13 protein-coding genes are annotated in these 14,462 nt (G+C 42.5%); 6 read left to right on the forward strand and 7 right to left on the reverse strand.

The features are described from left to right. Positions 1-131 precede the first annotated feature (131 nt). Entirely contained in the window at positions 132-389 is a 258-nt protein-coding gene (locus tag AYW75_RS05880; protein ID WP_067096811.1) for a hypothetical protein, read from the reverse strand. A gap of 133 nt (positions 390-522) precedes the next feature. Between AYW75_RS05880 and AYW75_RS05885 the strand changes: the two genes are divergently transcribed. Then, positions 523-1,170, forward strand: a complete 648-nt coding sequence (locus AYW75_RS05885; protein ID WP_067096814.1) for a LexA family transcriptional regulator — start codon at positions 523-525, stop codon at positions 1,168-1,170. A 3-nt stretch (positions 1,171-1,173) separates the two neighbouring features. Further along, positions 1,174-2,223 (forward strand): phage integrase, encoded by a 1,050-nt coding sequence (locus AYW75_RS05890; RefSeq protein ID WP_067096816.1) that lies wholly within the window; start codon positions 1,174-1,176, stop codon positions 2,221-2,223. A 182-nt stretch (positions 2,224-2,405) separates the two neighbouring features. On the opposite strand, the gene AYW75_RS05895 is transcribed toward AYW75_RS05890, so the two are convergent. Further along, entirely contained in the window at positions 2,406-3,365 is a 960-nt protein-coding gene (locus AYW75_RS05895; RefSeq protein WP_067096819.1) for a LysR substrate-binding domain-containing protein, read from the reverse strand. Between the two features lie 128 nt (positions 3,366-3,493). Between AYW75_RS05895 and AYW75_RS05900 the strand changes: the two genes are divergently transcribed. After that, positions 3,494-3,736, forward strand: a complete 243-nt coding sequence (locus AYW75_RS05900; RefSeq protein ID WP_067096822.1) for a DUF1127 domain-containing protein — start codon at positions 3,494-3,496, stop codon at positions 3,734-3,736. Positions 3,737-4,170: 434 nt separating this feature from the next. On the opposite strand, the gene AYW75_RS05905 is transcribed toward AYW75_RS05900, so the two are convergent. The 4 genes from AYW75_RS05905 to AYW75_RS05920 are packed head-to-tail and all read right to left on the reverse strand — an operon-like array spanning position 4,171 to position 7,567. Continuing rightward, positions 4,171-5,160: a M48 family metalloprotease gene (locus AYW75_RS05905; protein ID WP_067096824.1), complete on the reverse strand. Its 990-nt coding sequence runs from the start codon at positions 5,158-5,160 to the stop codon at positions 4,171-4,173. Beyond that, positions 5,153-5,527, reverse strand: a complete 375-nt coding sequence (locus AYW75_RS05910; RefSeq protein ID WP_067096826.1) for a hypothetical protein — start codon at positions 5,525-5,527, stop codon at positions 5,153-5,155. Before AYW75_RS05910 ends, AYW75_RS05905 begins: the two co-directional genes overlap by 8 nt. Positions 5,528-5,559: 32 nt before the next feature. After that, positions 5,560-7,005, reverse strand: coding sequence for a CHASE2 domain-containing protein (locus AYW75_RS05915; RefSeq protein WP_067096828.1), 1,446 nt, complete (start codon positions 7,003-7,005; stop codon positions 5,560-5,562). A 49-nt stretch (positions 7,006-7,054) separates the two neighbouring features. Next, positions 7,055-7,567, reverse strand: coding sequence for a helix-turn-helix domain-containing protein (locus tag AYW75_RS05920; RefSeq protein ID WP_067096831.1), 513 nt, complete (start codon positions 7,565-7,567; stop codon positions 7,055-7,057). Positions 7,568-7,799: 232 nt separating this feature from the next. Between AYW75_RS05920 and AYW75_RS05925 the strand changes: the two genes are divergently transcribed. Then, positions 7,800-8,066, forward strand: coding sequence for a DksA/TraR family C4-type zinc finger protein (locus AYW75_RS05925; protein WP_067034518.1), 267 nt, complete (start codon positions 7,800-7,802; stop codon positions 8,064-8,066). Positions 8,067-8,168: 102 nt separating this feature from the next. Here AYW75_RS05925 and ppsA read toward each other — a convergent pair whose 3' ends face one another. Next, positions 8,169-10,565: a phosphoenolpyruvate synthase gene (ppsA, locus tag AYW75_RS05930; RefSeq protein ID WP_067096834.1), complete on the reverse strand. Its 2,397-nt coding sequence runs from the start codon at positions 10,563-10,565 to the stop codon at positions 8,169-8,171. Positions 10,566-10,750: 185 nt separating this feature from the next. Here ppsA and AYW75_RS05935 point away from each other — a divergent pair, with 185 nt between their 5' ends. Further along, positions 10,751-11,554 carry a pyruvate, water dikinase regulatory protein gene (locus AYW75_RS05935; RefSeq protein WP_067034512.1) on the forward strand — a complete coding sequence of 268 codons (804 nt, stop codon included), beginning with the start codon at positions 10,751-10,753 and terminating at the stop codon, positions 11,552-11,554. Between the two features lie 317 nt (positions 11,555-11,871). After that, a complete protein-coding gene (gene rnr, locus AYW75_RS05940; protein ID WP_067096837.1) occupies positions 11,872-14,460 on the forward strand; it encodes a ribonuclease R in 2,589 nt (862 codons plus the stop codon). The last annotated feature ends 2 nt before the right edge of the window (positions 14,461-14,462 follow it).

Raw genomic sequence — 14,462 nt, forward strand, 5'->3', positions numbered from 1 at the left:
CCCTGTGTGGCTTTGTGTTCTGAAAGGTAAGCCGCCCAGAGTTGACCCCTTAGCGGCTTTGGTGGTTGGTGCATAAGAAAGACGCTGAGTTGCTGGCGGCTTTCGTGAAGTGAGGCGGTCATACCCACCCCCTAGTAATCTGGCGCGGCTTCGGCGCGTTGCATTTCTTTGATGACGTTCACATACACTTTGCCGCCTGCTACTGGCTGATAACGAGCAATCACACCTGTCTGTAGGTCTTTCTTAACTGCCCCTTCAGTTTTATCGCCAACCAATAGCGCCCAGTTTTTAGGGCTCATATATGGCGGCAATCCAAATACAACTTGAGCCCCTTCAGACTCAATTTGTACAAATGACACCTTTTTAGGCTCTTTTGAATCTATAGACATTGGTCTACACTCCTAAACTTGTACTTTTGTGGTCATTCTAGCTACTTCTTGGTTTCAAATTACCAATAGGTGAGATGTTAGGTTTCAGATTACCAAAAGTAAAGGTTAAAAATAAACTTAAGGGCTTTTGGAAATGAATAATTCTATTGATGTAATTGAAAGGTTGAGACGTATTCATAATGCTGAAAACAATACTCAACTTTGTGAGGCGCTAGGAGTTAGCGTTAGTGGTGTGAAAAATTGGAAAAATAGAAATGTCATTCCTTACAAAGAAGTTTGCATCACAGCCTTAGATAAAGGCGTATCACTTGAATGGTTGCTAACAGGGAAGGGCGAAATGATGGAATCAGGAAACACCGCAAAGCACTACTCAGTGCCGCAATATGCCATCCAAGCAAGCGCGGGTGGTGGGACATTAGTCGAAGCTGAAGCCATAGAACAACATTTAACCCTTAGTCGCGAATGGTTAGCACGCGAGGGTATTAATTCTGGTGATTTAATTGGCATCTATGCACGTGGCGATTCAATGGAGCCGACTATTACAAATGGCGATTCTCTACTTATTGACCGAACAGAAAACATCGTAGGCAGTGACGGCGGGATATACGTCATCAACTACGAGGGTGAACTATTCGTTAAGCGTGTTCAGAAGTTGCTTGATGGCCGCATAGCTGTAACCAGTGATAACCCGCATCACATGAGCATCGAAATATCTAAACATGACTTAGACCGATTAACGATTATTGGCCGTGTCGTTTGGTTCGGTAGAAAGATGGTGTGACCTATGGCTATTAAACAAACAAAGGACGGCTGGAAAGTTGATTTTCGTGCAGGCGGTGCCAATGGCAAACGCTACCGTAAGACGTGTAAAACCAAAGCCGAAGCCGAACGCTACCAGAAATATGTTGAAGCCCAATTAATCACGACAGGCAAGCCGTGGCAGTCAAAGCCAAAAGACCCCCGCCGATTGTCTGAATTAGCACAGCTTTGGAAAGACCATATAGGCTTGCAACTCAAAGACTTTGAAGCGCGTGCACGTAAGCTTGACCATATTGTTGATGGGGTTGGCGATCCTGTCGCCAGCCAGCTATCACCAGAGATATTCAACGGTTACTTGTCCGCAAAGCTGAAAAGAGGCCGAAGCAAAGCCACGGTTAACAAAGATATCGTTATGCTAGGAGCGGTTTATAATGGCTTGTTTAAGCTGGGTATCATTGACTATGAAAACCCCGTTAAAGTGGTCAAAAAGCTAAAGCTGGATCACCGCGAGCTGTCTTTTTTAAGTCATATTGAAATAGTGCGACTTTTGAAAGTGCTTGATGATATGGGAGAGGGTGACACCCGTTTAATCTCTGAAATCTGTATCAATACTGGTGCACGCTGGGGAGAAGCTGAGCACATTAGTAAAAAGATGGTTCGACACGGAAAGCTGACATTTACCAACACTAAGAACGGTAAGAACCGATCCATTCCGGTAAGTGAAACACTGTTCAACAAGATCAAAGCCCACGCCGCAAAAGTTAAGGGTGATTTTGTGTTTGACCAGGAGCCGCGTAAATTAAGAATGGATGTGTTTGCCGAGGCTATCGCAATAGCAAAGATCGAATTACCCGTGGGGCAGAATACCCACGTCCTCCGGCACACCTTCGCTAGTCACTTTGTTATCAACGGTGGCAACATACTGTCATTGATGAAAATACTAGATCACTCGGATATTTCTATCACCATGAAGTATGCCCACCTTGCTAAAGACCACTTCATTGATGCTATAACGTATGGCCCCCAAACGGCAGGAGGTGGACATATAGTGGACACTGATAAAATAGTGGCTTAGTTTTATTTAATAAAATCAAAAGGTTAGATTTTTTGTTTTAGTCACCATTTGGTGCCTTTTTTTATGCCTGAAATTCTTCTCTAACGCTTCTTTAGTTCTCTCATATCAAGGCTTTCAGCCTGTTTCCTTATAGCCAGTGCTTTCTGACTTGTTTTTAGCGCATGGACTCGCATTTCTTTTATCTAATTCGAAACCTTCACTTCTTTCATTTCTGGATGATTTCGTAAATACAGCTTCCAAGATTGCTTTATCGCTTTTACTTCTGTTTCTAGCCAATGTTGAAAGTTCTGCACTTTTTGATATTTAAAATGCGGTGCTGGAGCGACAAGGTAGAAGTCATATTGAGACTTCATATAAATAGGGATGGGGCAGATCAGTTGCCCTTTTTCGATCTGGTCATACACCAACCCATAACGTGCCATGGCAAGGCCTTGGCGAGAAAGCAGAGCCTCTATGAGCGTGGTGGAATCCGTTGTATGCAAATGGGACCTCATTGGCAAATCGTACATCTCTAAAAAATGCTGCAGAACTGGCCATACATGCTTTACGTCTGGCCCCGTATCCGTAATGACGGGAATATTTCCTATTTGTGCTTTTATGGGCTCATCCATATTGATCAAAGACGGGTGACAGACAAGCACCAAATGCTCCTCAAATAAAGGTTTTGACATAAGCCCTTCGTATTGCCCACGTCCTAAGCGAATACATAAGTCTAAATCGCTGTCAGAAAACGTTGATAGACCGGAATCAAGATTGAGGCGGAGATTGATATCGGGCGCTTGAGCTTGAAAGCCGCCTAAGCGCGATACCAGCCAGCGACTCGAGAAAGAGGGCAGCGAACTGATCACCAGCGTATTCGGGTTAGGGTCTTCTGTGATGCCTTTAACGCCTTCTTCTAAAAGTAGGAAAGCTTTCTCCACATAGTCCGATAAATACTGACCTTCCGCCGTTAGGCTTACTTGTCGAGTGTGACGCTCAAACAGCTCAACCCCTAAAGTTTGTTCTAAGTTTTTGATTTGTTGACTTACAGCGGCTTGCGTCACAAATAGATGATCAGCGGCTTTTTTAAAGCTTAACGTCTGCGCTGAGTGGCGGAATGCGAGCAAGGATTTAAGAGGCGGTAAGGCGCGACTCGAAGACATCGATCTCTCCTATGAATAAGTTTTTCTAAATCATAGCCTGCTTTTTCTCGTTTGTCCTATGACAGCTTATTGTTGATTATTTAATCACAAACCAAGCCCAGCGATAATGAGAACACAGGAGAAACGTAATGAAGACGAATCCAGAGGCACAATTGAAGTGCATTAACCCTTGCACGATCGGCGTAGCATCAAATGGAAGATATACATTAGGTAAAATTAAAATAAACGCGTGGAAGTCGCTCTTTAAAAAAGTGGCTCATAACCTTCGCACACGGAGTAGATTGCACACGTTAAATGAGTCGCAACTGAAAGACATTGGGCTGACAGCAGCCGATGTTGATCACGAAACCCGCAAGCCATTATGGAAGTGATAATCCAACACTGCTTGAGAGGATTGTATATAAAAGCCACTTATATGCTGATTATAAGTGGCTATATGGGTTTTTATAAAGCGGTCGCGTATCACGAGCTACTTTCTCGTTAGTTCTTAGATCAGCCATTAAAGGCAACTAAACTACTTTTCTTAAATACTTAAGCTAGTAATACGCAATTTTTATTTGACTCTAATAGCTTAAGTGTAATCGAGCTAAGATAGAGCTATTGCTGCGGCGCACTGCCGAAGACAAGAAAGAGAGGATAAATATATTATATGTCTACTGGTTAGACTAATAGTATTTTAGAGTTTACATGAACATCTTCATTTATGCTCATGTTGTTGTACATGACGTTAAATTTTGATTGGATACAGGACTTTAAGTATCATTTCATCCAGTATCCAATCAGAAAAAGATATTGATCATATGTTTTAAATATTTTCAATCATCTCATTTCTCAAGGCGCCTGAGTGCTTATTCTTTATATACGTAAAGATCATTTTTTCGCGCCAGGGGATTGGTGAATGATCGCCGGAAATATTATTCATACTGTCAAAGAAATCAAGGCGGTCACTATAGCTCGATAAACCCCCATTTTTGTTCATTTCTTTTGCTTGTTCGTTAAGAGAATTAAATGCAGAATTTAGATCACCTTCCTGATAACCAAGACAAGATCTAATATTATCAAGGTTATGACTCAAAGCTTGAGGGCTATAGCCAGCTTTAACTAACAAATCGACTCCAACTAAATCTGCATGCGTTTCATGCTTTGTTGATAATCCATTTTTGGCTCTTGTTTCTTCTATTTCCATCGTTCTAGAGTAGTTGTCTGTAATGAAATTAGAGGTGGAGCCAAGCAATCCAGTCAGAAAGTTTTGAGACTTTTTACTGTTAAATTCTTCATTAGCACGCTTTTTTTCATCTTTTAAAGAAGCCGCTTTTAGAATCATGGTTTTAGGATGTTCTAAGAGGTAGTGTACAGACTCATGGTATATTATGAATGCTATCTCATCAATATAATCTGAACTGTCAAAGACTCCACGGGTCAAATAAACCCCGTCCTCTCTTGCGATTGCCATATATGATTCATGGTCGACGATAGTAACAGGGATTGAAACCTTACAGTCTAACGCAGAGTTTATGTTAGTAAGGATGCTCCTTGTTATTTCAGTGTATTTTTTTACTTTAGCTTTGTTATCTATAGATATTTCCCCTTTGAATTTTTGGCATATTGAAGCTATATCTACATAATCTAGGTATGTTCCTTCCATGCTACTATATGCAGAATCTATACTTTCGAAATTCATGTTTTCAATGTCAGATTTTTCTGAAGTTTTATTTTTTACACCTCCTCCTATTTTTATGCATCCAGATAAAAATAAGCTTAAAAATAAAACAATTAAAACATTTTTTTTATTCATCACACTCTCCTACTAGGCCATGCGTTCCATATGATTTTCTTGGTTCTGAGGATTCGAAAACTCTTTCCCCGCAAATGTTTTTTGTTATAGCTTTTCCGCTCAATTTAACTTCTATTTGATGAGTGAATAATGTTTTTCCATCTATCACTGTTTTTACCATTCCTTGTTTGGTTATATCTAGAACTTTAAGTTTTTCAATTTTAGGGTTTGGTAGTGTTGACCTTTTTTTAGTGTAGCACTTTGAGGTGGTGTTAGGTCCCTCACAAATTTGGACATCATTAAAGTTGAATTTAATTATAGTTCTTTCTTCTGCGTGGGAAACGTTGCTTAAGCCCAGAATAATTGAAAATAAATATTGAGCCCTCATGAATATGCCTCCTGTTTATTGTTGATTTAAAGTCATTTTCTTTTTGATGTTCTGTTCTTTATAGTATAAATAGCGGGTGTGATAAATGAAGATAGACATAAAAAAAATACTCCTGTAAATGCAATCCAGTCTAAAGGTCCTGTTTTTTTTGAAAGTATTAGGTATATTGTTGTAGCAAGTATTAATAAATATATGGTGGTGAATTTTTTTCCAATATGAATTTTCCTAAAATTATTTACTTTATTCTTCATATAGAAGGATAAGAATAGCGCTAAGAAGTAAAGTGTATTTTGATATAAGTCAATGTAAGAGAATGCATAACCATCTATTGGCTTTGATTTTTTCCAATAGTTATCCCCCATAGTTACTAAATTTATGAAAGACATGGCATGAAAGAAAACACCTGGTAATTCATCATGTACTGGAGATATAACTACATCGGATGAGCCAGAGAGCTTATATCCAATGAATATAAATTTATCCTTTAATGCATTTTTTAGGGCTGGATTATCTAGTGCTCCCTGCTCAAGTAGGCTATCAGCTAGTATTGTTAATATCGGTGAACAAACATCGCGTTTTTCGCTGATTTCTTCGCTTGTTCTGAAGCCATAGGTGAAATGACGATCTAATGCTTTAAAAAAACTGTTATTTCTAGGTTTGCATTTAGTGGATATGAATTTACTCTGATCTTCATGGATTGTATTATTCCAGCGCACAATCATAGGATCATAGAATTTGTATTCTTCTATATTAGGATTTATGCTGCAAGTGTGTGTTTCGCAATAGTATTTGTACATTAGCATACTAGCAGTAGGGGTGATTTCTTTTTTAGTATCAGGGGTGATGAATAAAGGGTAATTTTTAGATAGTCCTCTCCAAATTATAGGCGATAAAGTAGTGTTTTTATTGATTTTATTTCTTAAGCTATCTTCATTGTTTAATCTTTTTTCGGTATCAAAGTCAGGGTCGCTACCTATAAAAATAGGGAATTCTTTACTTGATATTTCCAGTTGAGTTAACCAGTTATCTAGATTTGGTGTGTGTTCGTAGTGTTGAAAAATATCTATAAAAACAGATTTAGGATTATAATAGGTAATTGTTTTTAAGATTCTTGAAAGAGCTCTATATCCAATGGGATAACTATATCCATGCTTTTCAATAGTATAATCATCTATCAATATTACCGTGGCTACTTTTGAATCGGCCTCAAAGTTCGAGGCCGTGGCATCTAAAATTAGCATTTCACTCTGATTTTGGCTGGTTGTTTTTAGTCCCAAGGGGTTTATCAATATTATGGATGAAATAGTGAGTGCCTTGATAAGAGGTAATGCAGCAAAGCGTAACCATTCTATTGCCGGTGTTAGAGCTGGGCGTAACCACTCTATGAGCGATGATGCATTAGTGCGAAGCCTTCTATTAAGCGACAAGGCAACATCACACAGCCACTTTGCGATTAAAAAAAGACGTTCCTTTCCCATTTTTTGGCATCCTTTGACTTCTATATCCCTATGAAGTATAGGGTTAGGCTTATTTATAGCAAAAGATCTTAAACTCCCAAAGACCTTCTTTCATTTTAAGTTGCATGGTGAGCTGCTCGTATACGGTCTGAAATTGTGCGGCATTTTGCTCCGGATCGTAACCGTCATGGATGGCGGCGCGTGCGTTGTAGAGCTGGATCACGGCCGATAAATACGGTGTCAGTATTTCAGTATCGACTTCAAAGCCTGCGGATTTAACTGCGGCAATTAATTCTTGAGATGTTTTGGCGGCTATGTTTGAGTTGATCTGCTGGCCTTTGGGCGGTGTCATTTGTCTGCGATCTAGCCAGCCTTCTGGAAGGTCTAGACGTTGCTCAATAACGCGCGCTGTGCTGTCAATAAGTTTACCTTTACCACTTAACACACGGCTGACCCACGCTTGGCTAAAACCACATATTTCAGCGATGGAAGCTTGTGAATAGCCTTTGTCTGCTTCGAGATGGGCAACATACTCTGCAAAGTTTTGGCGACGCCTGAATCGACCAGGCTCTACTAGACACATTTTTTCCAAAGGTCGTTTGTTGTTCTTGTATGGCTAATTTCCCCAATTAAAAATCTAACAGGCCACGATTAGGCATCTTTGCTGCTGGTTGTTGCTATTCGACCTATTAATATACGGTGTCGTTATGGCAACAAAATGCGGTTTTTTCGGTTTTAATCTCGGTTGTTTCTATCCAGTTTGCTTTCTATACTTATCGGCTAAATTGAATAATTGAGTTTGTATTGGAGTACCTATGGCAAGCGGATGGGCGCACGAAGGTGCGGTGCAAGAACAAATTGATGCAACGGTTAACTCGGCGGTCGAGCGTGCGCGTAGTCGTTTGACGGTAGGTGATAGTTTAGAGTTCTGCGAAGAATGTGATGCAGAGATTCCTGAAAAGCGCCGTAATGCGATTCCTGGTGTGCGTTTGTGCATCGCTTGTCAGTCTGAATTAGAAAGCAGTGACAAGGCTCAGAGTCTTTATAACCGTAGTGGCAGTAAAGACAGCCAGTTGCGTTAGCATTGTACCTATGATGGATCGACACATAAGAACTATCGGGTGTCATTTGACATAAAAAAAGCCCCGCAGTTGCGGGGCTAAGAACTTAGAGAGTGCTGTTAGTTAAACAGCGTTCTGACTCAATGAAGCATTTGCTTTTAATACTTCATCAAGATGCAGCCATGTCTCAACCACTGTGTCAGGGTTTAAAGAGACGCTGTCGATACCTTGTGCCACCAACCAGTCAGCAAAATCTGCATGATCGGATGGGCCTTGGCCACAAATACCAACGTATTTTCCTTTTGCTTTACAGGCTTCGATCGCCATTTTGAGCAGTTTCTTAACCGCAGGGTTACGTTCATCAAACTTGTCCGCAATCAAACCAGAGTCACGGTCTAGGCCCAGTGTCAGCTGTGTTAGGTCGTTTGAGCCGATTGAGAAGCCATCAAAGAATTCTAAGAACTCATCCGCCAGCAGAGCGTTTGATGGTAGCTCACACATCATGATGATCTTAAGACCGTTCTCGCCACGTACTAGTCCATGTTCCGCCAGTAGAGCAATCACTTGTTCTGCTTCTTCAAGCGTACGCACGAATGGGATCATGATTTGTACGTTGGTGAAGCCCATTTCGTTGCGAACTCGACGCATGGCTTCACATTCAAGCGCGAAGCAATCACGGAACGACTCGTCTATGTAGCGCGCCGCACCGCGGAAGCCCAGCATTGGGTTTTCTTCATCTGGTTCGAACTGAGGACCGCCAACCATGTTGTGGTATTCGTTCGATTTAAAGTCAGATAAACGCACGATCACGGGTTTGTCTGCAAATGAACAGGCCAGTGTAGAGACACCTTCTACAAGCTTTTCAACGTAGAACTCTACTGGGCCTTCGTAGCCTGCAATACGGTGATTGATCTCTTCTTTAAGGCCCGCATCCATTTTGTCGAAATTCAATAGAGCTTTCGGGTGAATGCCGATCATGCGGTTGATGATGAACTCTAGACGCGCTAGACCCACACCTGCGTTTGGTAACATAGCAAAGTCAAAAGCACGGTTAGGGTTGCCTACGTTCATCATGACTTTAACCGGAAGCTGAGGCATGTTGCCGACTTCAGACGTGACAACGTCGAATTTCAGTTCACCTTGGTAAACGAACCCCATGTCGCCTTGCGCACATGAAACGGTGACATCTTGTCCGCTTTTAAGCGTTTCTGTTGCATCACCTGTACCCACAACCGCTGGAATGCCTAATTCACGCGCGATGATCGCTGCGTGACAGGTACGGCCGCCACGATTGGTCACGATAGCGGAAGCTTTCTTCATGATGGGTTCCCAATCAGGGTCGGTAATGTCTGTTACCAGTACGTCACCTTCTTGAATGCGGTCCATTTCATTGATGGAGCTAAGCACTTTTACAGAACCTGAGCCGATTTTGTGGCCGATGGCTCGGCCAGTCGTTAGGACTGGGCCTGAATCCTTAAGGTTGTAGCTTTCCATGCTTTGCGCATTGGATTGCGAGCGAACCGTTTCAGGGCGCGCTTGTACGATGTAGATTTTGCCGTCGATGCCGTCTTTCGCCCATTCAACGTCCATTGGGCGTTGGTAGTGTTTTTCGATGATCAATGACTGACGTGCCAGATCTTCGATTTCTTCATTTGTAAGAGCAAATTTGTTTTGCTGATCCAGTGCGACGGGAACGATTTGAACAAATTCGTCACTGTCCGCTGCGGCGTATTCCATTTTCTGAGCTTTGCTGCCCAGTGTTTTACGAACCACAGCAGGACGACGTGCGTCTAAAGTGGCTTTGTGTACATGGTATTCGTCTGGGTTAACGGTTCCTTGAACCACCATTTCGCCTAGACCGTAGGCCGCAGTGATGAACACTACATCATCAAAACCAGATTCTGTGTCCAGCGTAAACAAGACGCCTGATGCGCCAATGTCACTGCGCACCATTTTTTGAATGCCCGCTGACAAGGCAACGCCTTTATGCTCGAAGCCTTGGTGGACACGGTAAGAGATGGCGCGGTCATTGAATAGAGAGGCGAATACTTGTTTGATGGTCAGTTTGACGGCGTCTAAACCTTGCACGTTTAGAAACGTCTCTTGTTGACCCGCAAAAGAGGCGTCCGGTAAGTCTTCAGCGGTCGCAGAAGAGCGTACTGCAAACGAGGCACCTTCATTGTCATTAGAAAGCTGAGAGTAAGCTTGTTCGATTTCTTGGTTGAATTCGTCAGAGAATGGCGCTTCTTCGATCCATGTGCGGATCGTTTTGCCTGCTTGCGCTAGCGCTTGCACGTCATCAACGTTTAGAGAATCCAATAGATCGTGAATTTGCTTATTTAGGCCGCTTTCTTCTAGAAACGCTTGATAAGCATAAGCAGTTGTAGCAAAGCCATTGGGTACTTGAATACCTAAATCAGATAGGTTGGAAATCATTTCGCCTAAAGACGCGTTCTTTCCACCGACTTCGCCTACGTCTTCAAGACGAAGATCACTAAACCACTTAATAAAATTGCTCACACTGTACTCCAGCTTGCTCTATGAAAATGATTATTTTTGTTGTCGCTCATTAGCTTGCCAACTAATAACGAATAGAGTCATTGTAAAAAGAGACACGTAGATGAATAAAATTGATTATTTGATGTTGTTTTATTTCAATCAGTTTTTTTCATGTGGTTGTTTTACAACAAAAATGGAGTATTACAGTGAAAGTATATTTTGTCTCAGATGGTACAGCGATCACTGCGGAAGTGTTTGGCCAAGCCATGCTGTCTTTTTTTGATGTGGCTGTTAAACAGGAAAGTGTGCCGTTTCTCAGTACTCTAGATCAAGCGCATGGTTTTTGCCGACAGCTCCAAGAAGAGGCTGACCGAGGTGAAAAGACGTTAGTGTTCTTTACCATCTCGGACCCCAAGATTCGTGCTGTTATCGAATCCTGTGACAGTCATTGCTATAACTTGTTTGGTGAACTGCTGTCACCAATAGAGAAAGCGTTAGGTGTTCCTGCGCAACCTAATGCGCAAAAAGCGCATGGTATTAAAGCGGGTGTTTATGATTGCAGGATAGACGCGATTAACTACGCTCTGGCGAATGATGACGGGGCCTCTGTCAAAAATTACGATGAAGCGGAAATTATTTTGCTGGGGGTGTCTCGCTCAGGCAAAACGCCGACGAGTTTGTACCTAGCAATGCAGTATGGCATCAAAGCGGCAAACTACCCTTTAACAGAAGATGATTTTGATAATGTGGGGTTGCCGAAGGTCTTAAAACCGCACAAGCATAAGTTGTTTGGTTTAACGATTAACCCAGATCGCTTGCATGAAATTCGCACAGGACGTATGGCGGCGAGTAAATATGCGTCTTCGCGTCAATGTCGTTACGAATTAGATGAAGTGGAGGCTATTTATCGTCAAGCGCGTGTACCGTTTTTGAATACGACATTTTTATCAGTGGAGGAAATTTCCACCAGAATCATGGCAGAGATGCATTTAAGCCGAAATCGAGGCTAAGAAAAAAACCAATAAACCCATCTAAAAAATTGATATGTCGGCCAAATGGCCTATTTTTTATCGTATATCGAGCACTTTTAGGCGTGTTTTTATGGTTTTCACAGGTAACCTTAGCTTAGGTTTGTTACCAAAATAGACACATAACGACAGACATGTTGTGTAATTACTAAGATTAAGCGAGGTAACTTGCAGCTATGATGAAGATTGTAGTGTGAGTTAGAGAGTATTTTTTAAGAATAACTTATACTTAACGCATAGATAAACACACATTTAAAGAAGTACGCAAAGGCGAGCTTCTACTTATAGGACGGTACCGTTTGAGTAAAAAAAGCATTCATGACCCATTTCGAGATCGGGAAGCATCAAAATACGATAATCCCATTCCAAGTCGCGAATACATTCTAGAGCACATTGCCTCGGTGGGTCATCCTGTTACTCACCCTGAACTGTGCGAAGCGTTTAATTTAAAAGACGAAGATTCTATTGAAGCTGCTCGTCGACGTTTGATTGCCATGTGTCGCGATCATCAGTTGGTCAGTAACGCAGAAGACGCTTATGCCCCTGTGTTGGATAGTGAGCTGATTGAAGGCTATGTCCAAGGTCAAAAAGATGGCCATGGCTTCTTGTTACGCTCTGATGCCGATGACGTTTTCTTATCGCCGCGTCAGATGCAATCGGTGATGGACGGTGATTACGTTGTAGCGCGATTATCCGGTAAAACCATTAAAGGTCGACTTGACGGCGTTGTGGTTGAAGTCAAACAGCGCAAGCATACCAGTTTGGTAGGGCGTTACTATGAAGAGAGCGGGTCGGCTTTTGTAACGCCTGAAAACCCGCGCATCTCGCAAGACGTTATGATCGAGCAGTCATCAGGTTTGAATCCGAATCATGGCCAATACGTTTTGGTCGAGATTGTGACTTACGCAGATCGTCGTACGCCAGCGAAAGGCATCGTGAAAAAGATCCTGGGTGACTTTATGGCGCCAGGTCTGGAAATCGATGTGGCGATTCATAATTACGACATTCCTAACGAATGGCCGAAAGAGGTTGAAAAACAAGTTCGCCACTTCACTACAGAAGTAGCCGAAGAAGATAAACTACATCGCGTGGATTTGCGTCAAACGCCATTTGTGACGATTGATGGTGAAGATGCACGTGATTTTGATGATGCGGTGTATTGTGAAAAAACCGCTGGCGGATGGAAGCTGTACGTTGCCATTGCTGATGTGTCGAATTATGTGAAAAAAGGCTCTCCTTTAGATGAGGAAGCCATTTCGCGTGGTAACTCAGTGTACTTCCCTGGGCGAGTCGTCCCAATGTTACCGGAAGTGCTGTCGAACGGTTTGTGTTCTTTGAATCCAAATGTTGATCGATTGGCGATGGTGGCAGAAATTTCGTTGACCAGCCGTGGCAAAATGCGTGGCTATAAATTTTACGAAGGCATTATCAATTCTCATGCTCGTCTGACGTATTCAAAAGTTGCAAAAATGATTGCATCTGAGCCAGATGAACAGGGCGTTGAGCTGCGCGAGCGTTACCAAAATATCATCACCCACATCGATGAGCTGTACAGTCTTTATAAAGTATTGCGTGAAGCGCGCGAGATTCGTGGCGCCATGGACTTTGATACTGTCGAAACACGTATGGTGTTTGACGAGAATTCGAAGATCGATCAAATCGTACCAATTGAGCGAAATGACGCGCATAAACTGATTGAAGAGTGCATGTTAACAGCTAACGTGGCGTCTGCTGAGTTATTGCTTAAGGCGAATATTTCAGCGTTGTTCCGTATCCATGAAGGCCCGCGTGAAGAGAAGTTGATAGCACTGCGTACTTACTTATCAGTACTTGGGCTAGAAATGGGGGGCGGTATTAAACCCACTCCACAAGATTACGCAGACCTTGCTGAGAAAATCCGTGATCGAGCGGATGCACGCAGTATACAAACAATGCTACTGCGCTCTATGTCTCAGGCGGTTTATCAACCAGATAATGTTGGTCACTTTGGCTTAGCTTACGAAGCCTACACGCATTTTACGTCGCCTATTCGTCGTTACCCAGATTTATTGGTTCATCGTGCTATTCGTTATTTGATCCGTGGCGAAGGTGCACCAAAAATGCGCCAAGCCTACAAAGTCCCAGGCAGCCCAACGATCAAAGCCAACAAAATTTACGATTACGATGATGCAGAAATGGATCAGTTTGGTGAAAACTGTTCGGTTACTGAGCGCCGCGCTGATGAAGCCACGCGTGATGTAGAGTCTTGGTTGAAGTGTCAGTATGTAGAGCAGCATCTTGATCAAGAATTTGATGGCATCGTAACAGCCGTAACACCATTTGGCTTGTTTGTTGAGCTGGGTGGTTTGTATGTCGATGGCTTGGTTCACGTATCAGGCTTAGGCGATGACTACTTTGTGCATGACCCTGAGCATCAAGCGATGATCGGCGAACGTACGGGTAAAGTTTATCGTTTGGGTGAACAGGTTCGTGTCACGGTTGCGAGTGTTAACTTAGAGCAGCGCAAAATTGACCTAAAAATGGTTGCTAACCGTGCGAAGCCAAAACCTAAGCCTCGTATGGACCGTAATGAGCTGACCGAGCTTGAAATGCAGTTGGCTCAATTGCCTCCTATCGAGCTTGGTGGACGTTCGAAGCCCAAAGAAACGGGTGATCGTGCAGGGCAAAAAGCGCCAGCTGAAGAGGAATGGAGCAACAAACCTAAGCAAAAATCCAATAAGAAAAAGGATTCAAGCAAAGGCAAAAAGCCCAAAAGTAAAAAGCCTGCCGCTGAAACTGATAAAAAATCACCTTTGAAAAAAGCAAAGAAAGCCATTGGTAACAAAGCCAAGAAGCTTAAGACCAAGGTGAAAAAGAAAAGCAATGCCAAAGCGCGTGCTAAAGATTAACC

Source organism: Marinomonas atlantica (assembly GCF_001639725.1).
Taxonomy (GTDB): Bacteria; Pseudomonadota; Gammaproteobacteria; order Pseudomonadales; family Marinomonadaceae; genus Marinomonas; species Marinomonas atlantica.